General features: G+C 68.4%; 24 protein-coding genes. 13 read left to right on the top strand and 11 right to left on the bottom strand.

Annotated features, from left to right (window positions below):
• Window positions 1-77: 77 nt before the first annotated feature.
• Window positions 78-1,031, bottom strand: coding sequence for a hypothetical protein (locus ACTWP8_RS16265; protein WP_443322877.1), 954 nt, complete (start codon window positions 1,029-1,031; stop codon window positions 78-80).
• A 175-nt stretch (window positions 1,032-1,206) separates the two neighbouring features.
• Window positions 1,207-2,394 (bottom strand): ROK family transcriptional regulator, encoded by a 1,188-nt coding sequence (locus ACTWP8_RS16260; protein WP_443322876.1) that lies wholly within the window; start codon window positions 2,392-2,394, stop codon window positions 1,207-1,209.
• A 95-nt stretch (window positions 2,395-2,489) separates the two neighbouring features.
• On the opposite strand from ACTWP8_RS16260, the gene ACTWP8_RS16255 reads away from it, so the two are divergent.
• Window positions 2,490-3,686: a Gfo/Idh/MocA family oxidoreductase gene (locus tag ACTWP8_RS16255; protein ID WP_443322939.1), complete on the top strand. Its 1,197-nt coding sequence runs from the start codon at window positions 2,490-2,492 to the stop codon at window positions 3,684-3,686.
• 236 nt (window positions 3,687-3,922) lie between these two features.
• Window positions 3,923-4,456, top strand: a complete 534-nt coding sequence (locus tag ACTWP8_RS16250) for a heme-degrading domain-containing protein (RefSeq protein WP_443322938.1) — start codon at window positions 3,923-3,925, stop codon at window positions 4,454-4,456.
• 61 nt (window positions 4,457-4,517) lie between these two features.
• Here ACTWP8_RS16250 and ACTWP8_RS16245 read toward each other — a convergent pair whose 3' ends face one another.
• Window positions 4,518-5,375, bottom strand: coding sequence for a fumarylacetoacetate hydrolase family protein (locus ACTWP8_RS16245; protein WP_443322875.1), 858 nt, complete (start codon window positions 5,373-5,375; stop codon window positions 4,518-4,520).
• Window positions 5,376-5,580: 205 nt separating this feature from the next.
• Here ACTWP8_RS16245 and ACTWP8_RS16240 point away from each other — a divergent pair, with 205 nt between their 5' ends.
• The 4 genes from ACTWP8_RS16240 (at window position 5,581) to ACTWP8_RS16225 (ending at window position 7,799) form a co-directional block, all read left to right on the top strand.
• Complete coding sequence (locus tag ACTWP8_RS16240) at window positions 5,581-6,489, top strand: hypothetical protein (RefSeq protein ID WP_443322874.1); 909 nt, start codon at window positions 5,581-5,583, stop codon at window positions 6,487-6,489.
• A gap of 14 nt (window positions 6,490-6,503) precedes the next feature.
• Entirely contained in the window at window positions 6,504-6,800 is a 297-nt protein-coding gene (locus ACTWP8_RS16235; RefSeq protein ID WP_443322873.1) for a GNAT family N-acetyltransferase, read from the top strand.
• Window positions 6,801-6,811: 11 nt separating this feature from the next.
• A complete protein-coding gene (locus ACTWP8_RS16230) occupies window positions 6,812-6,952 on the top strand; it encodes a hypothetical protein (protein ID WP_443322872.1) in 141 nt (46 codons plus the stop codon).
• A 205-nt stretch (window positions 6,953-7,157) separates the two neighbouring features.
• Window positions 7,158-7,799 carry a class I SAM-dependent DNA methyltransferase gene (locus ACTWP8_RS16225; protein ID WP_443322871.1) on the top strand — a complete coding sequence of 214 codons (642 nt, stop codon included), beginning with the start codon at window positions 7,158-7,160 and terminating at the stop codon, window positions 7,797-7,799.
• A 100-nt stretch (window positions 7,800-7,899) separates the two neighbouring features.
• Here the strand turns inward: ACTWP8_RS16225 and ACTWP8_RS16220 are convergent, their stop codons facing one another.
• The 3 genes from ACTWP8_RS16220 to ACTWP8_RS16210 form a co-directional block, all read right to left on the bottom strand.
• Window positions 7,900-8,673 (bottom strand): YidC/Oxa1 family membrane protein insertase, encoded by a 774-nt coding sequence (locus tag ACTWP8_RS16220; RefSeq protein ID WP_443322870.1) that lies wholly within the window; start codon window positions 8,671-8,673, stop codon window positions 7,900-7,902.
• A 107-nt stretch (window positions 8,674-8,780) separates the two neighbouring features.
• Window positions 8,781-9,107, bottom strand: a complete 327-nt coding sequence (locus ACTWP8_RS16215) for a DUF6412 domain-containing protein (RefSeq protein WP_443322869.1) — start codon at window positions 9,105-9,107, stop codon at window positions 8,781-8,783.
• An 83-nt stretch (window positions 9,108-9,190) separates the two neighbouring features.
• Entirely contained in the window at window positions 9,191-9,892 is a 702-nt protein-coding gene (locus ACTWP8_RS16210; RefSeq protein ID WP_443322868.1) for a class E sortase, read from the bottom strand.
• Between the two features lie 438 nt (window positions 9,893-10,330).
• On the opposite strand from ACTWP8_RS16210, the gene ACTWP8_RS16205 reads away from it, so the two are divergent.
• Window positions 10,331-11,338 (top strand): SEC-C domain-containing protein, encoded by a 1,008-nt coding sequence (locus tag ACTWP8_RS16205; RefSeq protein ID WP_443322937.1) that lies wholly within the window; start codon window positions 10,331-10,333, stop codon window positions 11,336-11,338.
• A 34-nt stretch (window positions 11,339-11,372) separates the two neighbouring features.
• On the opposite strand, the gene ACTWP8_RS16200 is transcribed toward ACTWP8_RS16205, so the two are convergent.
• The gene (locus ACTWP8_RS16200; protein ID WP_443322867.1) at window positions 11,373-12,176 is read right to left on the bottom strand and encodes a hypothetical protein; all 804 of its coding nucleotides are present in this window, start codon (window positions 12,174-12,176) and stop codon (window positions 11,373-11,375) included.
• Window positions 12,177-12,370: 194 nt separating this feature from the next.
• Between ACTWP8_RS16200 and ACTWP8_RS16195 the strand changes: the two genes are divergently transcribed.
• The 3 genes from ACTWP8_RS16195 (at window position 12,371) to ACTWP8_RS16185 (ending at window position 14,724) form a co-directional block, all read left to right on the top strand.
• Window positions 12,371-13,330, top strand: a complete 960-nt coding sequence (locus ACTWP8_RS16195; RefSeq protein WP_443322866.1) for a NaeI family type II restriction endonuclease — start codon at window positions 12,371-12,373, stop codon at window positions 13,328-13,330.
• A 77-nt stretch (window positions 13,331-13,407) separates the two neighbouring features.
• Entirely contained in the window at window positions 13,408-14,238 is an 831-nt protein-coding gene (locus ACTWP8_RS16190) for an HNH endonuclease (protein ID WP_443322865.1), read from the top strand.
• 36 nt (window positions 14,239-14,274) lie between these two features.
• Complete coding sequence (locus tag ACTWP8_RS16185; protein ID WP_443322864.1) at window positions 14,275-14,724, top strand: very short patch repair endonuclease; 450 nt, start codon at window positions 14,275-14,277, stop codon at window positions 14,722-14,724.
• Here the strand turns inward: ACTWP8_RS16185 and ACTWP8_RS16180 are convergent.
• A complete protein-coding gene (locus tag ACTWP8_RS16180) occupies window positions 14,659-15,816 on the bottom strand; it encodes a DNA cytosine methyltransferase (protein ID WP_443322863.1) in 1,158 nt (385 codons plus the stop codon). The two genes, ACTWP8_RS16185 and ACTWP8_RS16180, sit on opposite strands and share 66 nt — an antisense overlap.
• A 160-nt stretch (window positions 15,817-15,976) precedes the next feature.
• Here ACTWP8_RS16180 and ACTWP8_RS16175 point away from each other — a divergent pair, with 160 nt between their 5' ends.
• Window positions 15,977-16,732, top strand: coding sequence for an HNH endonuclease (locus ACTWP8_RS16175; protein WP_443322862.1), 756 nt, complete (start codon window positions 15,977-15,979; stop codon window positions 16,730-16,732).
• Window positions 16,733-16,758: 26 nt separating this feature from the next.
• On the opposite strand, the gene ACTWP8_RS16170 is transcribed toward ACTWP8_RS16175, so the two are convergent.
• Window positions 16,759-17,391, bottom strand: coding sequence for an ATP-binding protein (locus ACTWP8_RS16170; RefSeq protein WP_443322861.1), 633 nt, complete (start codon window positions 17,389-17,391; stop codon window positions 16,759-16,761).
• Between the two features lie 219 nt (window positions 17,392-17,610).
• Between ACTWP8_RS16170 and ACTWP8_RS16165 the strand changes: the two genes are divergently transcribed.
• Both ACTWP8_RS16165 and ACTWP8_RS16160 read left to right on the top strand, forming a co-directional pair.
• Window positions 17,611-18,456 (top strand): helix-turn-helix domain-containing protein, encoded by an 846-nt coding sequence (locus ACTWP8_RS16165; protein WP_443322860.1) that lies wholly within the window; start codon window positions 17,611-17,613, stop codon window positions 18,454-18,456.
• A complete protein-coding gene (locus ACTWP8_RS16160; RefSeq protein WP_443322859.1) occupies window positions 18,456-18,665 on the top strand; it encodes a DUF397 domain-containing protein in 210 nt (69 codons plus the stop codon). Before ACTWP8_RS16165 ends, ACTWP8_RS16160 begins: the two co-directional genes overlap by 1 nt.
• Before the next feature lie 189 nt (window positions 18,666-18,854).
• Here the strand turns inward: ACTWP8_RS16160 and drmB are convergent, their stop codons facing one another.
• The gene (drmB, locus tag ACTWP8_RS16155) at window positions 18,855-20,801 is read right to left on the bottom strand and encodes a DrmB family protein (protein WP_443322858.1); all 1,947 of its coding nucleotides are present in this window, start codon (window positions 20,799-20,801) and stop codon (window positions 18,855-18,857) included.
• Window positions 20,798-24,247: a helicase-related protein gene (locus tag ACTWP8_RS16150; RefSeq protein ID WP_443322857.1), complete on the bottom strand. Its 3,450-nt coding sequence runs from the start codon at window positions 24,245-24,247 to the stop codon at window positions 20,798-20,800. The genes drmB and ACTWP8_RS16150 overlap by 4 nt, the downstream gene beginning before the upstream one ends.
• Window positions 24,248-24,249 lie beyond the last annotated feature (2 nt).

Genomic DNA, 24,249 nt, shown 5'->3' with positions numbered 1-24,249 from the left:
CGCCGCCGGACCCGTACGGTACGGGCGGGCGCGGGGCGGTCAGCGGCCGAGAGCGGTCTGCCGCCGGCGCGGGGCGGTCAGCGGGTGCGGCGCCGGGCCAGGGCCACGAGGCCCGCCCCGGCCAGCAGGCAGACGCCCGCCACACCCGAGACCCAGGCCAGCACCTCCCGGCCGGTGCTGGCGAGTGCGCCGGACTCGGCGGTGGGCTGGGGCTCGCTGCCGTGTGCGTCCCGGGCACCCGGGCCGTCGGAACGGCGGTGCTCGTGACCCTGCCCGCCGGCGGTGCCGTCGTGCCTCTCCTCCTTGCCGGCCTCGTGCTCGTGTCCGTGCTCGTGCCCGTGCTCGTGCCCGTGCCGGTCCCCGTCGTCTGCGCGGATGGCGAAGTCGTAGTCGTTCGACTCGCCGACCCAGTCGCCGTCGTCCTCGCGCCGCTGCATGGCAGCGACGTTGAGCCGTACGCGGTCGTCCTCCGTACGGTCGTCGAAACCCATCCGCACCTTGACGGTGAGCGTCTCGTCCGAGGCCACGGTGAAGCCGTCGAAGCCGACGTCCTCGAACACGCCGATGTGCTCGTGCTCGTCGGTGGTCTCGAAGGTGACGGGCCGCCACGTACGGTCCCGGCCGTCGTAGAACTCCATCCCGATCCGGTCCTTGGCGAGCGCCCGCTTGTGGTCGACGAGCACGGCGACCGGGTGGACGGCGCGGCAGTCGGCGTCGGTGGTGTTGCGCAGATCGAGCTTCCAGGTCTTGGGGTCGGCGCCCGGTGCGTACGACGTGGGGCCACTGTGGATGCGCGCCTTGAGGGGAAAGTCGGCGCTGTCCGGGTCACCGCAGGTCGGCTCTGGGGCGCGGGTGCCCACCGCGGGCGGCGGGGTCGGGTCCGCGGCGGCCGTGCCCGCGGGCCCGCACAGGAGGAGCGCCGGGGCCACCGCGGCGGCAAGCGCGGTGGTGACCTTGGTGGCGATCGCGGGCGCCGTGGGCCGGGGGTGGACGGTGGAAGCGGCGGGAGCGGCGGCTGTGCGGAGGCGCATGGGCGGACCTTCGTGGATGCTCGCGGCGTTCAGCGGCGTTCGGCGGCGTTCAGCGGCGTTGGGCCGGCACCGGCGGCGGGTCCGGCCGGTGCCCACAGGACCCTGCCACGCGAGCCCCGATGGCCCTGCGCACCACGGCGGCGGGGCGAGCACCCTTCCCCCGAATCCCCCTCGATCAGCCTATGTTCCGCTGATCCGGCGGAGATCCCACTGCCTCCTCCGGCTCCATTGCATCCGGTGTGCCAGCCGCCTCCGTCGGCTCCGCGCGGCCGAACAGCGGGGCGAGGACGAGCTGCGCCGCCCCGTACGCCACGGCCCGCTCTCCGTCCGGGGCGACCGCGACCGGCACCGTACGCCCGGCGCCCGCACCCTCCCGTTCCGCGCGCTCGGCGAGCACCGCAGCCACGCCCCGTACGAACACCTCCGCGTCGGCGACGGCGGTCCGGCCGCCGAGCAGCACGCGGTCGAAGTCGAGCAGCCCCACGAGGTTGGCCGCCCCGGTCCCGAGGACGCGCGCCGCCTCCGCGGTGTCGCCGCGCGCGACGGCCGCCAGGCACAGCGCCTCGACGCAGCCGCGGCTGCCGCACTCGCAGGGCGGCCCGTCGAGCTGGATCACCTGGTGCCCGAACTCCCCGGCCCCGGTCCTGCTCCCCCGGTAGAGACCGCCCCCGAACACGAGCCCGGCGCCGAGTCCGGTGCCGAGGTGCAGATACGCGAACGACTCGCTCCCGGCCGCGCGCAGCGCCACGCCGAGGGCGGCCGCGTTCGTGTCCTTGTCGAGGACGACCGGGAGGCCGAGCCGCGTGGCGAGTGCGTCCCGCAGCGGGAAGCCGTCCCACCGCGGCAGTCCGGTGACCCGGCCGAGCACCCCGCTCCGGTGATCGAGCGGCCCGGGACACGCGACCCCGACCCCGATGACGGGACCGAGCCCGGAATCCGGCCCGCTGCGCAGCAGGGTCCGGACCTCCGTCACCACGGCGTCGAGTACGGCCTCCGCCCCCGCGCCGAAGTCGAAGGGCGCGGTCCGTACCGCTACCGGCTCGCCCGTCAGGTCGGTGAGTACGGCCGTCAGCTCGTCCCGGTCCAGGTGGAGCCCCACTGCGCTGCGCGCGCCCCGCACCAGGCGCAGCACCGTACGCGGCTTACCGCCGGTCGAGGCGCGGCGGCCCGCCTCTGCCGCCAGGCCCTCCTCGCGCAGGCGCGCCGTGATCTTGCTGACGGCCTGCGGGGTGAGCCGGGTGCGTTCGGCGAGCTCGAGGCGGCTGATGCCGCCCTGCCCCGCCGCGCGCAGCAGGTCGAGCACGAGCGCGGCGTTGTGGCTGCGCAGCGCGGGCAGATTGACCCCGGAGTTGCCCCTGTTCACGTGGCCATTCTCCCTTCCGCTTGCCGTTTGGCAACACCGTTGCTTAAGTGGGCCTCATGACAGGCACAGCCAGCACCGCCAGCACAGGCTCAGGCATGGGCACAGGCTCGGGCACGGGCTCAGGCGCTCCCCTCCGCGTAGGCCTCGTCGGATACGGCCTCGCGGGCTCCGTCTTCCACGCCCCCCTGATCGCCGCGACCGACGGGCTCGTCCTCGACACCGTCGTCACCTCGAACCCGGACCGCCAGGCTCAGGCGCGCGCCGAGCACCCGGACGTACGGTTCGCGGCCTCGCCGGACGAACTGTGGGGCCGCGCCGCCGGCCCCGCCCGTGGCGGCCGGACCAGCGAGGACGCGCTCGACCTGATCGTCATCGCGTCCCCCAACCGCACCCACGTGCCGATCGCCACCGAGGCTCTGAAGGCGGGCCTGCCGGTGGTCGTGGACAAGCCGATCGCCGCCACCGCCGCCGAGGCCCGCGCCCTCGCCGCGCTCGCCGACGAGCGCGGGCTGCTGCTGTCCGTCTTCCAGAACCGCCGCTGGGACGCCGACTTCCTCACCCTCCGCACCCTCGTCGCCGACGGTGACCTCGGCGAGGTCCAGCGCTTCGAGTCCCGCTTCGAGCGGTGGCGGCCGCAGCTCAAGGGCGGCTGGCGCGAGTCCGGCGATCCGGCGGAGGTCGGTGGCCTGCTCTACGACCTGGGCAGCCACCTCGTGGACCAGGCGCTGGTCCTCTTCGGCCCGGCCGTACGGGTCTACGCCGAGTCGGACGTCCGCCGCCCCGGCGCCGAGGCCGACGACGACACCTTCATCGCGATCACGCACGCGAACGGCGTCCGCTCCCACCTCTGGGCCAGCGCCACGGCCGCCCAACTCGGCCCCCGCTTCCGGGTCCTGGGCAGCGCGGCGGGCTATGTGAAGTACGGGCTCGACCCGCAGGAGGCCGCCCTCCGCGAGGGCATGCGGCCCGCGCCCGGCTGGGGCGCGGAGCCGGAGTCGCTGTGGGGGCGGCTGGGCGCGGGTGAGTCGCCGCTGACCGGCGGCGGCACGCCGGTCCGCTCGCTCCCCGGCGACTACCCTGCGTACTACGCGGCGATCGCCGCAGCGCTCAGGGACGGCACCCCGCCGCCGGTGACGGCGCACGAGGCAGCGGCGGCCCTGGACGTACTGGAGGCCGCTCTCGACTCGGCGCGCGAGGGCGGCCGTACGGTCGCGATCGGAACAGACACGACAGGAACAGACACGGTCGGAAGAGGCACGATCGGAACAGGCACGATCGGAGGTGACGCGTGATGGCTCCGGCACCGGTGGAACGAGGAGGACAGGTCGCCCCTGGCGGCTCGGGCGGCCCTGGCGGCTCGGGCGGCCCCGGCGCGGGCGGCCCCGGCGCGGGCGGCCCCGGCGGGGGTGGCCCGAGTGGCGCCGGCTTGAGTGGCGCGGGCCAGGACACCGGCGGCGCCGCCGCGACGGGCGCCCGGACCGGTTCCGCCCCGGAACACGCCCCCGCCCCCGGCGGCCCGACGGCACCGGTGGAGCCCGGTGCCGCCCCCGACCCCCGCGAGGCGGCGAGCGCGCTCATTCCGGAACTGGAGGCCCAGGAGCGCCGTCTCGTGCTCCGCGCCTTCACCCACGACGACGCCTGGCACCTGGGCTCGCTGCTGGTGGAACTCGCCCGGATGCGCCATGCGCCGGTCGCCGTGGACATCCGGCGCGGCCCGCAGCAGCTCTTCCACTTCGCTCTGGACCGCGCAACGGCGGACAACGACGCCTGGATCGACCGCAAGCGGCGCGTGGTCGAGCGCTACGCCGAGAGCTCGTACCTCGTAGGCACCCGCTTCCGGGCCAAGGGCACCACGTTCGAGGAGTCCTCGCGGCTCGATCCGGACCGCTATGCGGCCCACGGCGGTTCGTTCCCGATCACGGTCGAGGGCGCGGGCGTCGTCGGCACGGTCACGGTCTCGGGCCTGCCGCAGGCCGAGGACCACGCCCTGGTGGTGGAGGCCCTGGAACGCTTCATCGCGGCGGGCCGCGCCGGTGCGGCCACCAACGGAGGCGGACTGTAGCCGCCAACGGAGGCGGGCTGCAGAGGAGAGGCGGGGTGTGGAGGACTGCCTTGCCCGGGGCCTACGCCCCCTTGAGGACCTGCCGCTGCCGCCCGAGCCCGTCGATCTCGAGCTCGACCACGTCCCCGGCCCGGAGATACGGCTTCGGGTCGGGGTGTCCGAGCGCCACGCCCGCCGGCGTACCGGTGTTGATGACGTCGCCCGGGTACAGCGTCATGAACTGGCTCACGTAGCGCACCACTTCACCCACGGGGAAGATCTGGTCGGCGGTCGTGCCGTCCTGCTTGACCTCCCCGTTCACGCTCAGCCTGAGCCGCAGGGCCTGCGGGTCGCCGACCTCGTCCGCGGTGACGAGCCACGGGCCCAGCGGGTTGAACGTCTCGCAATTCTTGCCCTTGTCCCACTGGCCGCCACGCTCGATCTGGAATTCGCGCTCGGAGACGTCGTGCGCGATGGCGTAGCCCGCGACGTGCCCGAGTGCGTCCTCGGCCGACTCCAGGTACCTGGCCGTACTCCCGATGACGACGGCCAGCTCGACCTCCCAGTCGGTCTTCACGCTGCCGCGCGGCACGAGCACCGTGTCGTCCGGGCCGACGACGGTGTCCGGGGCCTTCATGAAGAGGATCGGCTCCTTCGGGATCGCGGCGCCCGTCTCGCGGGCGTGGGCGTGGTAGTTCAGCCCGATGCACACGATCTTGCCCATCCGGGCGACCGGTGGCCCGACCCGCAGCCCCGCGCCGTCGAGCGCCGGCAGCTCCCCGCTCGCGGCGGCCGACCGTACGCGGGCGAGCGCGGCCTCCTCGGCGAGCAGCTCCCCGTCGATGTCCCGCACCAGGTCCGACAGGTCGCGCAGGATCCCGTCCTGGTCGAGCAGCGCCGGGCGCTCCGCCCCCGCCGTTCCCACACGCAGCAGCTTCACAGTCACTCTCCCGTGGTCAAGGACCGCCCCGGCCACACACTGCCGGGACCGGCTCAACCGATGGGTGGCGGCCATCGGTCGAGGATCGGTCGATCCTCCAAGGGCTGGGTCCACTCCACAAGACCCCGTTCACGTACTGGACCATCAGTTGGCCCGCTCCGCGCTCCTGAATCCGCCGCGCCCCGGCCACCGCTGGGGATGCCGGATGCCCCTCTATCCCCTCTACCCCCTCTATCCCCTCTATCCCCTCTATCCTGTCTATCTCCTCTATCCCGTCTATCTCCTCTATCCCGTCTATCTCCTCTATCCCGTCTATCTCCTCTATCCCGTCTATCTCCTCTATCCCGTCTATCTCCTCTATCCCGTCTATCTCCTCTATCCCGTCTATCCCGCAACCAGGGCTCCCAGCCCTGGACCAGGGGTCTTGTGTTGCGGAGCAGCCCCCGCGCGGCCGACCGGCAATGGTCGGCCGCTGCGGCGCGCCGCCGAGCGTTCTTCCAGGTCAGCCGCATCACCGCCGCGACGTGAGCGACGGGACGGCCGGAACGGACGCCCGCCGGAGACGGGCGGGGCCTGCGCACTGCATGATGGCCGGATGAGTGATCGTGAGGAACTGCCCCAAGCGGTGGACGCAGAAGCACTTCTCGCCCTGGCCGATGAGCACCACGCGCGCACCACACGGGCCTTGGGTACGCGCGAGGCCGGTGGTCATGTGGTGAAGGTGTACGCCCTTGAGGCGCCGGGCCGTGTGGTGACGGAGCGGGACGAGGCGGCGGCACTGCGGATCGCCGGAGCACATCTGGGGCTTGGGCGCTCCCGCGGGTCACTCGGGCTCGCCGTGCTGATCGTGCATGCGGGCGGCGACGGGGACTACGTCCTCGTCCACAGCTGGATCGAGGGATACATGTCCGACCTGGCGGTCTTCGTCGGCCCGGCCGGGCAGCCCGACCAGCTGCGACCGGGGCGAGTGGGGCTTGCGCCCTGCGTTTGGGAAGCCGCCGTCCTGGCCCATGAGCGCGACGCGTTCACGCGGCATGTCCTCGACGGCAGCGGCCCGCTCGCGAACCGGCTGGCCGCGTGGGGCGCAGACACCACGGCGGGAGGCGTCCGATGACGGGCGCTCCATGCGTGAGGCATGCGCGCCCCGCCGACCTGTCGCGTATCGCCGAACTGGTCGCGGAGCACGCCTCGTACGAAAAGGCCGCACCGCCGGTCCCTGACCTTGCGGAACGGCTCGCGGTCCTCCTCTTCGGCACCCCGATACCGCGGTTGCGCTGCCTCGTGGCGGAGTTGCCCGACGGCGAGGTCGTCGGCCATGCCACCTGCGCGCCCGAACTCTCCACCTGGAAGGGCCGTGAGTACCTCCACATGACTGTCTCTTCCTTCGCGCCGGCAACCGGAGCCTGGGCCTTGGCGCGGCGCTGATGGACGCCGTAATGGCCGAGGCGCGGGGCCTCGGTCTGACCGAGGTGCAGTGGCAGACCCCCGCATGGAACGAGGGCGCGGCCCGCTTCTACGAGCGCCTCGGCGCACGCGCCAAAGAGAAACTCCGCTACTCCCTGCCCGTTCAGAGCTGACCTGCCTGCCGCGCAACGCCGCCCGGACCCGGCTCCGTGCGATGCCGGGGGCGGCGTGCTCACGCAGGGCCGGGGCTTGTCTTCCTGATCTGAGGTATTGATCAACTTGCCCGGGTGGTGCGCCGGCCGGGTTGCCAGAGTTCTTGGGTGCCTTGATCCGCCCCGAGAGGGCGGGGCCCAACTGACCCGTGGCATGGTTACCCACATGGGTGATCATGCACATCGCGACCCCGTACGCCGCAGCTATGACACCGTGGCCGAGGAGTACGCGGCCCGGCTGCACGACGAGCTCGCCGGGAAGCCGCTCGACCGGGCGCTCCTCGCCTGCCTCCTGGAACAGACGGAACGAGGGACCGCGATCGCCGACCTCGGCTGTGGCCCCGGGCACGTCGCGGCCTGGCTTGCCGAGAAGGGCGCGCGTACGGTCGGGATTGATCTGTCCGCGGGCATGATCGAGGCTGGCCGCCGCCGATTTGCACAGGTGGAGTTCCGAGAAGGCGACCTGCTGGAACTCCCCGCCGAAGACGGCGAATTCGGCTCCGCCGTCGCCTTCTACACGATCATTCACCTCAATCCCGGCGACCTGCAGCGCGCCTTCGAGGAGACAGGGCGGGTACTGCGCCCTTCCGGACTTCTCCTCCTCTCCTTCCACATGGGTGAGGAGATCCGGCACCTGGACGAGTTGTGGGGACATGATGTGGACCTCGATTTCCGCTTTCTCGAACCCGGGCACGTTGCCGGACTGCTCGAAGCGGCCGGGTTCACCGTGGAGATGCGCATGGAACGCACTCACTACGCCCACGAAGTCGAGACCCGCCGGGCCTACGTTCTGGCCCGCCGCACCTGACGCTGCCGTCGCAACTTCGCGCCCCTGCAATAACAACGGGACAAGCTTGAGGTTCTGCCGGCGGATCAGCTGCCCCAGGGGCCATGACCGCCCGGACCGTCTACCGGACTTGGTTGCGGGCCGCCGCCTGGACGTGGTCGCCGCGCTGCAGCCAGGCCCGTTCCGCCGCGGTCCAGGCTGTCGTGGTCACCAGGTACAGCCCGGCGGCGAGTGGCACGACGGCCGCGGCGACGAGCGTCCCGAAGGACAGCAGCGGCAGCACCTTGGTCATGCCGCCGGGCAGGGCCCCGATGGCGGGGCCCGCGCCGGCTGCGCCGACCGCCGCGGGCGCGGCCGCCATCGCCTTCCGCGCCCGGACGTACGTCCAGGTGGCGACGGCCGCGATCGCCGCGAACAGTCCCAGATACACCAGCCCCTGCGCCCCGAAGACGCCCCCTTCCGCAAGCGCGTCCGCCCACCGCCCGCCGAGCGGCGCCCCGAGCAGCGCATGGCCGAGCACCTCGCTGCCTTCACCCCCAGTCGCGCCCCTGCCCCCGAAGAGGCGGTACATCACGAAGAACACCGGCAACTGCACAAGCATCGGCAGGCACCCGGCCAGCGGCGAGGCCCCCGCCTCCGCGTACAGCTCGCTCATCGCGCGCCGTAGCCGCTCGGGATCACGGCCGTACTTGCGCTGCAACTCGTCCATCCGCGGCGCGAGCGCGGCCCGCGTCTTCTCACCCCGGACGGCCGCCCGCGCGAGCGGGTGCAGCGCGAGCCGCACGCACAGGGTGAGCAGGACGATCGCGGCGGCCGTCGCCGACGCGCCGAAGAGCGGGTGCAGCTGGTCGGCAAGGTGCACGAGCAGCGCACCAAGGGACGTGAAAACGGACATGGTTGAGCCCTCCCGGGTCTCGTCGTACCGGAAATGTCGGATTTCGGTGCGACGAGCCGCGCGGGCTCCCGTACGAATCTCTCGTACAGATGGATGCGAGGGAACGCCTACGCGGCCGCCGTCGGAAGGCGGCGGCCCGGCGCTCGGGGCCGCGGGCGTCCGGAGGCATCGGGATCGCGCTGCGGCAGAAAGGCCGTACGGCGCTCCCGGTCCCGTATCGCGGTCCGTATTCGCCCCGGCGGCACGGCCGGTGCGAGGCCGGCCGAGAGGACGGCGCCGCAGAGCAGCACAAGGGCGGTGGTCGCGGCGGCAGCCGTGAGGGCGGAGAGCGGGCTGAGCGCGGTCGCGATGCCGCTCTGGCCGAGCAGCAGCCCGAGGAGGAGGAAGAGCAGCCCGCCGACGTACGCGCGCCGACCACTCACGATGCGCACCATCGGGCTCCCCCTCCCTGGTGTTTCCCGCCCGGTTTTTCTGTCCCGCCCGCGAGCTTAACTGCCCCCACCGACAACGGCGATGGCTACCGCTGTCCTGCGCCCCGCGCCTCAATGGCCTGGAGCCGGCCCCAGACGACGAGCCGGTACGTGGAGGTGTACTCGGGGGTGCAGGTGGTGAGCGTGATGTAGTAACCCGGCTCGCCGAACCCGTACTCGGGCCGTACGGAGCTGCGGGGCACCTTGCCGATCACGGTGGAGTCGACGGCTGAGGTCTGAGGCAGCGTCTTCTCGACCCGGTAGGTGAACAGCCCCTCGCGCGTCTCGACGCGCAGCTCGTCGCCTTTGCGGAGGCGGTTGATGTACCGGAAGGGCTCGCCGTGCGTGTTGCGGTGCCCGGCGAGCGCGAAGTTCCCGACCTGGCCGGGCTGGGCGGTCTGCGGGTAGTGCCCGACGTATCCGCGATTCAGGACGCCGCCCTTGCTGATCCCCTGCGCGACGGGGGCCGTGACTCCGATGCGCGGAATGCGCAGAATCGCGTAGGCCTGGTCCCAGCGCGGGGCGGCCGGTTTCGCCTGCCGTTCGCGGGAGTCCCGGCCCCCGCTCGGTGGCCCGGAGGCGTCCCCTGCGGTCTCCGAGGGCAGCGACGGCTCCTGGACCGTTCCGGGCGCCGTCCCCCACTCCTCCTCCAGCGCCTGGACCTTCCGCTCGGCGCCGACACGCGCCTGCCGGTTGGTCCACCAGAGCTGGTGCACGACGAGCAGCAGCACGACGAGGCCGATGGTCACGGCCGCTTCGGCGGCGCCCCACAGCACGCGCGCGAGGAGTACGCGTCGCGGGGCCCGCTGCCGCCGCTCCCCCGGGCTCTGCTCCTGGCCCTGTCCCTGCGCGTGTCCCTGGCCCTGTCCCTGCCCCTGTCCCTGGTCCTCTGCCTGCCCCTGTCCCTGCACGACGACCGGCACTGCCGACCCACGTACGAGCCCCCGCTCCCGCACCCCGCACCACCTCCCGGCCGCCGCCGCACCATAGGCCCTTCCCCGCCAACCCACCAGGGCGCGGACCTCTCCGAGGGCGGCACGCTGCGTGAGGGCGCAGCCGTGCCTTCGCGACGCCGGCCGGGGGCACGACCGGGGCACGGCCGGGTCACGACCGGGCACGACCGGGGCACAACCGAAGGGCAGGACCGGGAGGCGCGACCGCCCGCGTACCGCAGTACGGTGTGCATCATGCCGTCCGAGACCACCTCCGCCCCCCACGCGTCGGAAGCCGAGCGCCTGGAGCGCATCGCGGTGCAGCACCCCGAGGACAGCGAGCTCCTGCTCCTGCAGGCCGCGGCCCACTGGGAACTCGCCGACGAGCGCCCACGGGCCTCCGCCCTCTACGACCGGCTCCTCGCCGGCACTCCCAAGAACCCTCTGCTGATCAAGGCCCTCAACGCGGCGAACCTCTGGGAGTACGGTCACGATGCCGAGGCCCGCGTCCTCATCGACGGCATCCGCGCCGCCGCCCCGCGGGACGCCGCCCCCTGGGAGATCATCGCCGAGGCCCTGGAAGCCCACGACGAACTGCAGGCCGCCCATGACTGCTTCACGGCGGGCGCCGCGCTCCTGATCGACGGCGACGAGGTCCCGTACGAGGCGGGGCTCCTCCTGGCGGGCCGCCACCGCGTACGCCGCCTCCTCGGCAGCCCGCACGACGAGTGGGACGCCCTCGCCGACGCCCACCACCCGGGCGACATCTCCCTGGACGAACTCCACGACCCCAAGCGCCTGTGGTCCCTCGGCTCGGACAACCCGGCCGAGCTCCGCGCCGAGATCGCCCGCCTCCGCGCCGAACTGGTTGAGCGCCGCGCGGCGTTGTCCCGCCCGTATCCGGTGGCGGTCCTGCACTGGCCGGAGGCCGAGCTGACGGAACTCCTCGCGGCGTATCCCGCGCTCGCCTCCGAGTACCCCTCCCACTCCGAGCACCTGGCCCGCATAGAGTCCTCGCTCCGCGACCTGGCCTCCACGGGTGCCCAGGCCTTCGGCATCGTGACGGCCACGGTCCCGTCGTATGAGGCCTTCGCGGCGGCCGAGCAGACGTCCCCCGCCACGGTCACTTTGCTCCCCGAATACGCCACAAACCTGGCGGCCCGCGGCCGAGCCACCCCCTGGCCCCCGCCCCGCAACGCCCCGTGCTGGTGCGGCTCCTCCCGCCCGTACAAGGACTGCCACGGCGTCCCGGACCTGGCCTAGGAAATCACACGGCTCGGTCAAACTGACTCCTCGTTTAGCCAGTCCCTGGGTTCAGCAGGGCAGCCGCGGACTCAAGGTGCCGGTACGACGGTAGATGGACTCTGCCAAACTCAGTAGCAGGACTCAGTTCAATCGACTCGAATTCGAACCGAGGAGTGACATCTGCCAGCAGTTGCTCGGGAGGTGTCTTCCGGCCATCACGCTCTCCCTCACGGAACTTCTTGTTCCCGACTCGCAAGCTAAGCGCTTTGCGCCCCACCCACGCATCCACCCTGAAGAGCGCGTCCGCTAGGGGATGGACACGAAGGTCAACACCTCGGCTGCGTAGATTCACAACTGTGTAGACCTCTCGTAAGAAGCTGTAGTAAGCATTCCCCACCCTCCACCTCATTGCTGCCCTGGCCAAGGTAGCTGGGATCTCCGCTGCGACAACCTCACGCACCTTCTCTCGCGCGGGGATCCCCAACATCTGTTTCCCTAACGAGTCACGGTCCGCGAACTCGCGGAACTCCTGATAGGTGGGCAGGCTGCTCCTCTGTTCCATACAGACATGGAGCATGTGAGTGAAGGCAAAATCGGGATGCCAGTCGACAATTGCCCGCACCGCTTCACCGTCAGCACGTCGCACCTCTCCGAGGGCATGCTCCGTCCGCCTGCAGACCGACTCGACGTCAGTCGGTACAAGCGTGTAGATCAAGCGCGCCCGATGCTCCAGCACGACAGGTGCCACGTTGCGTCGACGGGGGTCCCGTCGCCAGTTCTCAAAGATCTTCTGAGTCCCTGGCGAGATGCAGAACTGTCGGAGCACGTCTTCGGCAGTTGTCACCAGCTCAGTCACGACAGCCTCTCTTGGCGGTGAACTAGACGAAGAACGAGCCTAGTTGGCACCACCGACACCCCCGTGCGTGAGTCGAGCGCTACCCTTCACGAGGCGTGGGCGCCCGACCAGGAGAAGCAGTGCTGATGACCAGCGGCTCCAAGACGGTGATGCTCCCGCCTCTGGTGAGGCTCAGACCTGCGAGGTGACACGACGTGGAGCTCTTCGACCTGGATAGACCTGCTCCGAGCCTCGACGAAGATCCGGAACTTGCGCAGGTTCAGAAGCACATCCTCAGTCTCGATCCGGACGGGCGCAGGTTCGCCACCGTCCTACGGGACACGATCGACCAGCTCCTGGACGGCGAGCACACTGGGCGCTACGACTGGCAGCAGCTCTTCAAGACTGAGAAGACCCATGCCGGGACGCTCGTCGAGATTAACTTGCAGCGCGAGTTCGAGTTCGACGACGGCGACAAGATGGACTACTCGATCCAGGACATCGACGTCGACTGCAAATACTCGCAGAGATTCGGAGGCTGGATGCTGCCTCCGGAGAGCATCGGCCACCTCTGCCTCCTCGTGTCAGCAGACGACTCCAAGAGTGTGTGGAGTGCCGGGCTGTTGCGCGTAGATCGCAAGCTGCTCACACAGGGCAGCAACCGAGACGCAAAGCTGCAGCTCAAGGCCCAACACCGCGTTGACATAACCTGGCTATGGCATGAGGCCCCACTACCAGAAAACGTGCTATTGCACATGGGCCAGCAGGACCGTATGGCTATCTTCACCCCGAAGGGCGGCCAGGCACGGCTCAACGAGCTATTCAAACGCGCGCAACGACGTCGCATCCGCCGCAACGTCGTACGCACCGTCGCTCAGCAGAAGGACTACATGAAGCGCGTACGCGGCAATGGCGGCTCCCGCTCAGCTTTGCGCCCGAACGGAATTCTTATCATGGGCGACTACCGGAGCCACCAGGAGATAGCTGCACAGTTGGGCCTCCCGGTGCCTCAGGAGGGAGAGTTCGTCAGTGCTCGGGTCATCGAAGCCAAACCACACCACTGCGGCCACCACCGAACCGTGCTGGATGGGCGACGGTGGGTGCTCGCCGATCCCAGCGATCCAGAAGAGACTGCACCACTGCTCCCCGAGCACACAGCAGCGCGCAGCGTTTGAGTAGTCAGAAGCGCCACTCAGTGTTGCTACCCGATTCAGTCAGCCACCTGAGATCCACAGCACAAGGCGACAGATCAATGTCAGAAATCGTCAACGCCCCGCTGCCAGATCCGGACTCACCGGAACTCATTCAGCTCCTCCCCAGAGAGTCTCTTCGCGCCCTATATAGATTCCTTCACCAGCACCGTGATGACCCGCCGACGACTCACGACATCCATGCATTCATGGCTCATGACTTGGGAGCGTCTCAGTCTGAAGCTATTCGCCGTGTCCGCGAGCTTCGCGGACATTTCCAAGTCAAGACGCTCCGTGAAGGCAATAAGCATCGATATCTACTCATCGGCCGGAATCAGACAGACAAGGGTGGGGTGAGAAAATCCCTAAGTGCCAAAATTAAGGCTCAAGTGCTAGCCCCTCAGCGTTGCGCACAGTGCGGCAGGACGCCGCTAGATCATCAAATTGTGCTGGTTGTCGACCATAAAATTCCGAGAGACTGGGGCGGCACCGACAATGTCGAAAACCTGCAGCCGCTCTGCGAAGAATGCAATTCAGGGAAGAAAGCCTTCTACGCCACATACAATGAGTACGCGAGCGAGATCCACACTGCAGCCAACTACGACGAACCGCACCGGCGAATCGGCGAACTACTCAAGGCATTCAATGGCAACTGGGTCCCATCCGAACTCATCAGCATCGTTGCGTCCATGCGGCAATATCAAGAAGACTGGCAGAAACGCCTCCGGGAACTCCGTGTACTCGGATGGGTAATCAAGAATCGAGTAACGAAGGACCCCGCCACAGGCCGGTCAGCATCTTGGTACCGAGTGGTGGACTGGGAACCCTGGCCTGACGGCTCGATCCGCAGCGAGATCAGCCGACGTGAGGGCCGTAGGAAGGGAGGCCACTAAGCTGCACTTGCACCCGACCCCTTCACGGCGAGAGACATGGTCAACGACTGGACACCTCCGGACGGTTCGTGGGCATCATCGGCGGCCAGACGCCGGAACATGCAAGCCATCCGGAACCGCGACACCAAGCCAGAATGGCTCATCCGTCGGCTGGTGCACGCGCAGGGGTTGCGCTACCGCGTTGCCGCGCAGCCCCTCCCGGACCTCCGCCGGACGGCTGACATGGTCTTCCGTCCCGCGAAGGTCGCAGTGTTCATCGATGGCTGTTACTGGCATGGCTGCCCAGAGCACTATGTGCCCCCTCGGACCAACCCCGGTTACTGGTCAGACAAGGTGGCCCGCAATGTGGCTCGTGATCGCGAGACAGATCAGCGGCTCACTGACGCAGGCTGGACCGTACTCCGCTTCTGGGAGCATGAGTCAGCCGACACTTGCGCGCTCAAGATCGCTGCCACAGTCAGCAAGCTCCGCCCGAAGCGGCGCTGATGGCCCCGGAACGAGATCAAACAGCACCTCCTCTTGAGCCGCCTCTGGTCTGGCCTTGAGACCGGCTTCGAGGGCTTGCTTAATCTGGATTCCCACGGCTTTCGCTACCGGCGGCGGAAAAGCATTGCCCACTTGTCGGTAGGCCGCGGTCTTCCGACCTGCGAATTTCCAGTTGGCCGGGAAACCCTGGATGAGCGCTGCCTGCTCGACAGTTAGCATCGGACCTCGGTCGCTATAGAGATCGCGACCGCGATCGCAGTCTCTGGGATCGTTCGCCACCCCGAGCCCATTCACCCCCAGCGCTTTCCAGGCTTCTTTGGCTCGACTGGGGCCAAGATCTGCGCCGCCGTGTTTCTTCGATCCGCCAACTAGCGTCGGAGCGATGCCCTGCTTGGCCTGGCGATACCACTTACGGTAGGCGGCTTCCCAACCGTCGCTGCCGTCGTCCTTGAATCGCTTGCGCATTGACGTGCGCAATACCTCGCCAACGGTGCGCATCTTGCTGTTCTCGGGGTTCGGCGCTTCATAGTGCTTCGCAAACTCCGGGCGCATTGCAACGAGGATCGCCCTCGGGCGGAGCTGCGGTACCCCGTAGTCACAGGCTTCCAGTACCTCCCACATGCAGATCTCATAACCGGCTTCCATCAGACGCCGTTTGATGACGTTCTCACGGTAGTCATGGAATTTCTGAGGAGGCTCCAACAGCCCCCTGACATTCTCAATCATCACGGCCCTCGGCTCCAGGAAGTCCACGAGATCAAGCATTGTCGGGAAAAGGTCTCGGTCATCATCAGGGCCGAGCTGCTTGCCAGCCACGGAGAACGGGGGGCATGGGACGCCACCCGCCAGGAGATCAAGTTCGCCCCTTTTGAGCCCAAGAGTCCTAGGGTTGAGCTGGGTCAGGTCGCGCTTCAAGACTCTGCAGTCATCCCACCCGCGTTTCTCCTTATTGAGCTCAAGAGTCTTACATGCGTTGTCATCGATCTCGATCAAGGCAAGGTGCCGGAACCCCGCCTCGTGCAAGCCGACAGCCTGCCCGCCCGCCCCGGCGCAGATCTCCACCGAGGTGAACTTGGACTCAGTGCGGGTCATGCACCCTCCCTTCCAGACTTGCCACGGCGGACACTCATTGCAATCCGCCCTCACAGAGGGTGACAGACCCCACTGACAACGCGACCTCCCCAGTGTGCAGTACGCCTCGCGCTGCTCCGCAGTCGCACACGCCACAACGAACGCCCATACGATATTGCCCATGCGAAGCCCTGCGTGGACCACCTGGGACGAACTGCTGCTGGCCTGTGCCCTCGTCGTCGAGAACGACTGGCGTGAGCTGAGACAAGTCGATCGCCCGGTTCGAGAGCTCTCCGACCTGCTCCGCGCCCTGCCGCTGCACGGAGTTGCCGCCCGCAAGATCCCCGAGTTCCGATCCACGGGGAGCGTCAGCCACAAGACCGCGGACCTCGCCACGAACCACCCCGCCTACGCCGGGAAAGCCACCAGGTGCGGCCGCCTGGACAAGGAAGTGATTGCGGCGTTCATGGCACGTCCGACCGAGATGCTGCAAGCCGCGAGCGCGATCAAGGAAGGCATCGGCTCCGGTGAGCTCTCCCGAATACCCGAGCAGCCAGACGAGGCCGCGGAGGATGGGACCACCTCCCTCGAGGGGCGTCTGTTGGCTCGGTGGGCAATCTCCCGTGAACGCGACCCCAGGCTCCGGCGCTTGAAGATAGAGACGGCGCGCCGCCTCGGCCAGCCCCTGCAGTGCCAGGTCTGCGCATTCCACTTCGGTCGGCATTACGGAGCACTCGGGGAGGGCTACATCGAAGTGCACCACCTGCTGCCCCTCCACATATCTGGGCTGCGAGAGACCAAGCTGGATGATCTCGCCTTCCTCTGCTCTAACTGCCATCGCATGTGCCACAGAAGCCGACTCGGGGAATCATGGCGCACCCCGGCAGACCTCCGTGCTGAGATCGCAGCAGCTGACAGGATCGCTGACAGCCAGTAGTTCCGCAGCCTCCCTTCGCTCCATGGTCAAGCCGCCTCGGAATCGGCCTCGTAGTGCATCTGGGCACGGTCGAGGAAGTCATCGGGGTCACCGCCCTGGGCCACCAGCCAGTGGAGGAGGTCAGCAATGAGATTCGTCGCGACGTCTTCCAGAGCGGAGAGGCAGCGGATGGGCCACTGGGTGAGCTCGGCTACCTCACGCCCATAGGACTCAAGAACCGACGCAGCCCGCTGGATGCGGAAGCAGTTCTGACCGGGCTCAATGGGTAGCTCACACCAGACTGCCTTGCCACTTGCTGTCAGGAGTGTGCCGCAGTCGCGCGCCATCGCGGCAAGCATGTGCAGACCCCGTCCACACTCTTCATCGCACGTGGCCTGAAGCGGCGTTGGGACCTTCTGGCTCTGGTCGTGGAGTTCGACGCGGACACGTCCAGCACAGCGCTCCAGGACGAGTGTGGCCGGCGCTCCCGCCCCCACATGCTTGATGATGTTGGTAGCGAGCTCCGTGATCGCTAGCTGCACGTCTCCTACAGCAGCCGTCAGCCCCCATACGGCAAGCTGCGTTCTCGCGGCTCGTCGAAGAACGGACAGTTCAGCCGGGTCCGCCTCGAAGGGCAGTACGCAGCGGAGTCGGTTTTCAGTGGCTTCATATCCGGGCATGGCCAGACTCCCTCCCGCGCCACGACGGCACGGCGCCCGCCGTGTTTGTACGGCTGCGCTGCGTAGCGCTACGACTGGAGTATGGCATTGAGAAGTCTTGCTGTGTAACTTCTCACGAAACCCGATCGGGTGAAACTGGGGCTCCGTCAACTTCGCAGCGCCATAGCCTGATTGCTGCTGGCCCGGTGACAACCGGGCCATGAACAGGAGGTTTCCGTCATGCCAGCGAGGGCGACCACACGTCGGCGTCAGCTCGGCGCGACCATGCGCAAGCTCCGAGCCCGCAAAGGCATGACGCTGGAAGAGGCAGGTCGTCTCGTCGGCGTATCCAAGGCGACCGTAAGTCGCTACGAGACACAGGAAGGACCAGTGAAGTGGCTCGTAGTGGACGCCCTCTGCCGTGAGTACGGTGCGACCGAAGCCGAACGCGAGGCCGTCGTAGCACTGGCCAAGGATGCGAGGCAGCAAGGCTGGTGGAATTCCTTCGCCGACTCCATCCCCGAGAGCATGAATCTCCTGCTCACCCTGGAGGACGAGGCCGTACGCGAAGATCACTTCGCCTGCCTCTACGTACCTGGGCTCCTCCAGACCCGCGCCTACACGGAGGCCGTGCAGCACGCCTCCGAAATGCGGCTCGCCCCGGAGGAGGTCGATCGTCTCGTCGACATCCGCATGAAACGCCAGGAGATCCTGCGTCGCCCCAAGCCTCCGCACCTCTGGGCAATCCTCGACGAGTCAGTGATCCGCAGGGTGGTGGGCTCGCGGAAGGTGATGCGCGAGCAGCTCGACCACCTGCTCGCGGCCAACGAATCACCGGACATCACGCTCCAGGTTCTGCCGTTCGCCAAGGGCGCCCACTCGGCAGCCATGGGGAGCTTCGTGATCCTCGGCGGTGCCGAGCCCTCTCTGGACGTCGTGTATGTGGACATCCATGTCGGATCGCTGTTCATGGAGAAGGAGGAGGAGTTGGACCGATACCGGCTTGCCTTCGACTACCTCCGTGCTCAAGCGTTGGACATGGCGGCCTCGTCCGCCCTCATTGAACGCGTCCGTGAGGAGATGTGATGCTCGAGGGGTCCCCGGCGATACCGACTGACGGCTGGTTCAAGTCGTCATACAGCGGAGCCAACACTACTGAGTGCGTTGAGGCCGCTTTCATGCTGAACGGGACTGCCGTACGGGACTCGACAGACCCGCACGGGACAGTGCTGACGTTCTCGCGCCAGGCATGGACTGATTTCTTGGCGGCCGTCCGGCTCGGGAAGTTCCGCTGAAGCCGCGCGCCCTGCTGGCCTCTCTGGGTCGCCGCCAGTACCCAGTACAGGCTCTAGAGAGGTCGAACCCATCGTCAAGGCGGGCCTGTTGTACCGGTCGGCTGAGCCCGTGCTTCGACCGCCCAGCGGCACACCCTGAAGGCGATGACAGGTAGCGTCGCGGATCTACGAGCGCAGCGCGTAGATGCCTTACGTCGAAAGCACATTGAAGAAACCCATAGCGGAGTCATCGAGCGTTCCGACCACCAGGGCGCGATCGAGGAAGCGATTGAACTCCTCGCACGCGGTCTCGGGAAGCAGCGCGCAGCTGTGGCAGGCGGCGAGGTTGCACGAGTCCGGCCCCTGGCCCCGGCTGTCGATGCACACAGGGTCGGCGGAGCACCAGCCTGCGGTGGACACGGCGCTGCGGAGGGTCGGCTCGAAGCGGCCGGGCTGGCCCATGCGTACCAGGCCGCCGAGGGTGCCTTCCGAGTCTCCGGCCGCGGTGTAGATGAGCATGCCCGCCATGCCGTCGTGGCCGTCTTCCACGTAGAGGCGTTCGCGTAGGGAGGCGGAGCTGTAGCCGCACTCGTACGTCAGCTGGTTGATGAGGAGGTGGGCGAGGGTGTGCACAAGCACCAGCCTGGGTGTGATCTCGCGCTCACCGAGACGGCGTTCCTCTGCGGCCTGGTGGAACGCGGTATTCATGGGCTGCAGCCGGGTCCGCGCCTGCTCCTCCCATGCTGCCAGTCTGGTGGAGTCGAGTTCGAGGTAGATCCCCTCACCGAGGACGGTATACGCGGGCAGCCAGGACTCGTGCGGTGGGGCCTGTTCGCGGCGCAGAAGGGCGAAGCGGCTCGCAGTCTCCGTGTCGTACTCGGCGAACACTCGGTTGAAGCCCCAGAGTGCGCGGGTCTCGCGGAGCTTCTCTACCAGCCGGATCCGCGGAATGAGAGCGGACACTGGCGCCTCGTACACATTATCCGCCTGGCGTACGACGAGGTCGGGCGATTCGGCGGTGTCCCGGATGCGCTGATACTCCAGACGCCGGAACGGTGCTTGGCTGCGGTCGGGTACCTGCGCGAGAGCGCCTGGTGGGCTCGCTTCCTGCTCACCGGGCTCGTCCCGCTCGACCACAGCCAGCGCCGCCTCGAGCTGCTCGTTGTCGAACGGCTCGAGGAGGTAAGAGGCGCTGACTTTCGCCGCAGCCTTCCGGAGCCTTGCAGCGGTGATCGGGATTCCCTCTTCGTCGAGGATGTCGTGCAGCCGAGACCGCACCCGGACGATGACACGCTCCTCGAGGGCGGCGACCACCGCCGGGTCCGCCGCGCCAGCGGTTGCTTCCTCGGGGATGAAGATGGAGCTCTTGATCAGTGCGTAGTACACGTTCGCCGCGCCGCGCAGTGCCGCGCGAAGGGGCTTGCCGCACGGTTCGCCGTCCGTTTCGGAGATGCCTAGCCAGGGTGCGGCACCACGGCAGGAGTACTGCGCGCCGTGCTCCAAGTGCTCCGTTAGGTAGCTGGATTCGTCCCCATCCGAGGAGCGGACGACGGAGGTGATCCCTTCCAACGGGCGGCGCTTGTCACATCCGGTGCAGATGACCGTCTGCGATGCCAGGGTGCCACCTCCGGAGGTGCGCAGCTCCAGTCGCATGCGGGGGCACCGGTGGTCGGCGGTGCGGTGCACCCACTCCGCCCAAGGGAAGTCCTGGAGATGGCCGCGCTCGCACAAGGCGATAAACGGCACTTGGGACAGGAAGGGGCCCCTCTTGCGCTGGCCGGTCATGCAGTTTCCACACCAGGGGCGCTCCTGGTGGTGCAGGGGGTGCCTGGTGAGTCCCCGGCAGCGGGGACAGAAGCCCCATGAGGGAAAGCGGAGGACGGGGACGGAGAGGCTGAGGTTTTCCTCGTCGTGATTGTACTTGGTAGGTCGGCGATAGTCCGGCGGCGTGTACAGGGCGTTCACGCCCAGGTGGCGCTCAAGCCGCCATTCGTCAATACGGAACTCCTCGCGGTCGACATGCCGGTCGGAGTTCGGAGCGAACCAGTGGTCGAGGCCAGCGGTAATGACGGAGGTGCCGTCGGCGAGAACCTGCATGGCGCCAGGGCCGAAGGGCGCCACGAACTGGGAGCGCCGCACTGCACCTCTGATGATCACTGCTGGGCTCCTTTCATTGCGTATAGGAGGGTGATCTCGGCACGGCAGTCGGCGTCCGCGCCGCGCATCGACGTCGGGGTCGGCCAGCTCATCGCCGCGATGTTCTCGTCGACGTGGCGGCCTACGGGGTGCATAAGCTGATTGGGGTGTACCTCGCCGCCGGGCGTGCCCCAAACGGCGGGCTGCCAGTGGGTCCACTGCCGACGGAGACGGGCGAGGGCGTCGTCGACGCGGTGGCGCTCGGCCGCGTCACATACGTTTGCCCGCTGCCGCAGCAGCTCTGCTGCCTCTTCAAATCGGTTCTCGTCGAAGGGGAAAGGGGCGAATCCACTGGGGGCAGTTTGCCGGATGTACGCCACGAGCGCGGCGTGCAGCGCGCGGTCGAGGACAGGGGGCGCGAACGGGGTGGCGCTGGTGGGCTCGACCTGGGCGTACAGGCGCTGGTGGTAGCTACGGAAGCGCTCGAAGTGCGAGCGGTCTCTCGCCTTTGCCGCGCCGTAGAGCGTGACGACGAGCCCGGGGCGGTCCGGGCGGCGTCCCACTCGGCCGGTGACCTGGATGTACTGGGAGGTGCTCTTGGGCTGGCCAACGACCGCCATTAGGGACAGCCGGTCGATGTCGATGCCCACTTCGATGAGGCTGGAGGCGAGGCAGACGTCCACGGCCTTGCCGGTGTCCTCGGCGAGGGAGAGCTTCTCCATGGACTCGGGAACCTGGTCCTGGCGGAGCCGACTCGTCATCTCCTCGACGGCGTCGAGGTAGCGGAGCGCGGTGCGGTCGGCGACAGAGCGGTTATTGATGGTCTTGAGGTAGTCCGGGATGTCGGACTGCAGCAGAGAAAGCGAATTTCCCAGCTCCCGGAAGCTGTTGAAGAAGGCCATCAAGGTCCACCAAGGGTCGCGCTGACCGCCCTGGGCGTCCTTGGCAGCCTGCAGCAGGGCCGCAAAGGAGCGGACCTGGGTGGTCTGCATCGAGCCGAGGGCGGGGGCGTGCACCCCGACATACATACGCCCGGGGAAGAGTTTGCCGGTCTCGCGGTCGCGGGCGTACACGGCGAAGAATGAATCAGAGGCGTCCAAACCGTGGGGTGGGAATAAGCGTACCCTGTCGCGCCCGTACAGCGCCTTGACCTGTTCCTCGTAGCGGCGGATGGTCGCAGTGGATGCCACAAGCTTGGGCGGGACGGGGGTGTCGCCTGTCCGGTCGGTGCACAGCTCCTCGATGACGCCTTCGTACAGTCCGGCCATGGACCCGAGCGGGCCGGCGATGAGATGGAGCTCGTCCTGGATGACGAGCTCCGGGGGCGAGTAGGCACGCTCCCCGTCCTGGTCGAGGCCGAACAGGGCGCGGGCCTCCGGGCGCCAGGCCAGCAGAGCGAACTTGTCGATGGTGCCGATGACCATCGAGGGGCGTTTGGCGTAGACGTCCTCGTCCACGACGTAGACGGGGAGACGGCGGTTCTCGGCGGAGAACTCGCAGCTGCGGTTAGGGCATTGGAAGACGACTCGGCCGCTGTACGGGACGTAGCCCGCGACGGCGGTCTTCTGCTGCCGCGAGCCGGCGCTCCGCCGACGGCGGCCGCGGGGCCCAGCATCCGGTTCGCCAGTGCTGGTGACCGGGCCCATCTGCGCGGCGCACCAAGGGCACCGCAGGAGCAGGAACGGGTTGTCACCGCCGCTGCCTAGTCTGTTAAGGGCGGAGACGGCGTCGGTATGCGAGTTGGGGGTCGATTCGCCACCCACCCAGATGCCGATAGAGAACGGTTCACCGCCGAGGTCGTCCCGCCCGCGCCGGATCACCTCCAGGGCACACACTAGGGCTGCGGCGCGCAGGAACTGCTGGGTCGTCAGCAGCCGGAGCGTATAGCGCATGAGTACGGTGACGCTGCTGTCGCCGCTGTCGCGCAGACGCCGAAGGACCATGGCGAAGGCTGACAGGCCCAGGTAGGCCTCGGTCTTGCCGCCGCCCGTGGGGAAGAAAATCAGGTCGACACTGCGGCGGTCGGGGTGGGCCGGGTCCGCGGTGGAAGGGAGGGATGCGAGCAGGAAGGCTATCTGGAACGCCCGCCATTGGCCTCGAACGGGCCTCTTATCCCCTTCATTCGGTGCGCGTGCAGGCTGCACCTGTACACGCCCGGATTCGACTGTGGTGGGGCGGCGCTCGGCACCGGAGCGCTGCTGCTGGTCGTGCATGGCCTGGTTGGCGATGCGGAAGGCCCTGGCGATGTCGCTGTCCTCGTCGCTGATCAGGGCGAAGCCCTCACGCATCCGCTTCAGCGCCGTCTCACACTGCTCAACGTGCCGCTTCGCAGTGGCATGGAACTCCCCTTCGAAGAGGTCGGCTTCGCGACGGCGGGCGCTAATCCAGCTGTCGTAGGCGAACAGCAGCTCTTGGAGCTGCGCGAGACCGCCACTGTCTGGCCGAGCGAGGTCGGCCATGGAGACGGTCAGAGGCGTGCCGTCCGCGCGCCGGATGTCCGGGGTGATGCGGGGCACTTGGTATTCGGGCAGTGGGTCGGCCTTGACCCGAGAGGGGCTGCTTCCACGGTCCGGGTCCTTCCACGATGCGGCGCAACCATGGCCGACGGCGTAGGTGCGGGCGTGCCGGTACAACAGACGGAAGGAAGCGTCGTCGGGGTGCGGGCTGGCGTCACCCGCCTCTGGGTAAGGCAGCAGGCTCCCACCACGCGGCGTGGCGGTGAAGCCAGTCTGGAAGAGGCAGCGGGCCGCAAGCGCCCGCCGGTCCATGCGCGAGTTATTCGTCAGGGCCAGCGTGACGAGCAGCCCGTCCGGGTGCTGGCGCAGGTTGGCCGTGAGGCGCAGGCCTAGCCCTTCAAGTCCATAATGGTCATCCGCTGAGGGCTGGAGGTCGCGCAGTACCGCGGGCACGGCAGCGAGCTGCTGCGGGCTGAGCTGCCATACGGCGCGAACCTTGCTGCGGACCCACCAGGTGCGTGTGCCCGCGCCCGGGATGTCCACGGGAAGCTCGCGGTACCGGCCGGCGTCGAGTTCGACCTCCAGAGCGGTGCGGTCGCCGCGCTCAAGCAGGAAAGAGAGGCCCATCGCGCTAGGCTTGCGCTCGTTGGCACCGGCCAGATCGAAGTCGGCGTCGTCGGAATTCCCGGTGTGCTTCGGGTCGGGGGCGGTCCAGCGAGCATTGCCTGCCTCTCCGGGCTCCTCCGCCGCCAGTCCCGCAACCACGGTGCCGTCGGGGTCCTGAGCGGATGAGTCAGTTACGCCCGCGGGGTAGAGGACGCCGACGCCGTACCGCACGAGAGGGTCGCGTTCGAGGACCTCCTCGCCGGTCTCCTGGTCCGTCCACGGTCCATAGGACGACTCGCGGTCACGGAAGGGGACGTCGAGGGGCTTGCCCGCAGGCGCTGGGCCGAGGAGCTCCTGGCGCAATGAATCGATGATGAAGTCCCGGCCGGCGGTGGGGTGGGGCACGG

The organism is Streptomyces sp. 7N604 (assembly GCF_052245475.1).
In the GTDB taxonomy this organism is placed as follows: Bacteria; Actinomycetota; Actinomycetes; order Streptomycetales; family Streptomycetaceae; genus Streptomyces.
The sequence above is the reverse complement of the archived record's forward strand: the minus strand, read 5'-3'. Positions and strand labels throughout refer to the sequence as shown.

Bases quoted from the DNA above. Each gene is read 5' to 3' on its own strand.
- ACTWP8_RS16265 (WP_443322877.1), bottom strand. From the start codon at position 1,031: ATGCGCCTCCGCACAGCCGCCGCTCCCGCCGCTTCCACCGTCCACCCC.
- ACTWP8_RS16255 (WP_443322939.1), top strand. From the start codon at position 2,490: ATGGGCACAGGCTCGGGCACGGGCTCAGGCGCTCCCCTCCGCGTAGGC.
- ACTWP8_RS16240 (WP_443322874.1), top strand. From the start codon at position 5,581: ATGCCCCTCTATCCCCTCTACCCCCTCTATCCCCTCTATCCCCTCTAT.
- ACTWP8_RS16230 (WP_443322872.1), top strand. From the start codon at position 6,812: ATGGCCGAGGCGCGGGGCCTCGGTCTGACCGAGGTGCAGTGGCAGACC.
- ACTWP8_RS16225 (WP_443322871.1), top strand. From the start codon at position 7,158: ATGGGTGATCATGCACATCGCGACCCCGTACGCCGCAGCTATGACACC.
- ACTWP8_RS16220 (WP_443322870.1), bottom strand. From the start codon at position 8,673: ATGTCCGTTTTCACGTCCCTTGGTGCGCTGCTCGTGCACCTTGCCGAC.
- ACTWP8_RS16215 (WP_443322869.1), bottom strand. From the start codon at position 9,107: ATGGTGCGCATCGTGAGTGGTCGGCGCGCGTACGTCGGCGGGCTGCTC.
- ACTWP8_RS16205 (WP_443322937.1), top strand. From the start codon at position 10,331: ATGCCGTCCGAGACCACCTCCGCCCCCCACGCGTCGGAAGCCGAGCGC.
- ACTWP8_RS16190 (WP_443322865.1), top strand. From the start codon at position 13,408: ATGTCAGAAATCGTCAACGCCCCGCTGCCAGATCCGGACTCACCGGAA.
- ACTWP8_RS16185 (WP_443322864.1), top strand. From the start codon at position 14,275: ATGGTCAACGACTGGACACCTCCGGACGGTTCGTGGGCATCATCGGCG.
- ACTWP8_RS16180 (WP_443322863.1), bottom strand. From the start codon at position 15,816: ATGACCCGCACTGAGTCCAAGTTCACCTCGGTGGAGATCTGCGCCGGG.
- ACTWP8_RS16175 (WP_443322862.1), top strand. From the start codon at position 15,977: ATGCGAAGCCCTGCGTGGACCACCTGGGACGAACTGCTGCTGGCCTGT.
- ACTWP8_RS16170 (WP_443322861.1), bottom strand. From the start codon at position 17,391: ATGCCCGGATATGAAGCCACTGAAAACCGACTCCGCTGCGTACTGCCC.
- ACTWP8_RS16165 (WP_443322860.1), top strand. From the start codon at position 17,611: ATGCCAGCGAGGGCGACCACACGTCGGCGTCAGCTCGGCGCGACCATG.
- ACTWP8_RS16160 (WP_443322859.1), top strand. From the start codon at position 18,456: ATGCTCGAGGGGTCCCCGGCGATACCGACTGACGGCTGGTTCAAGTCG.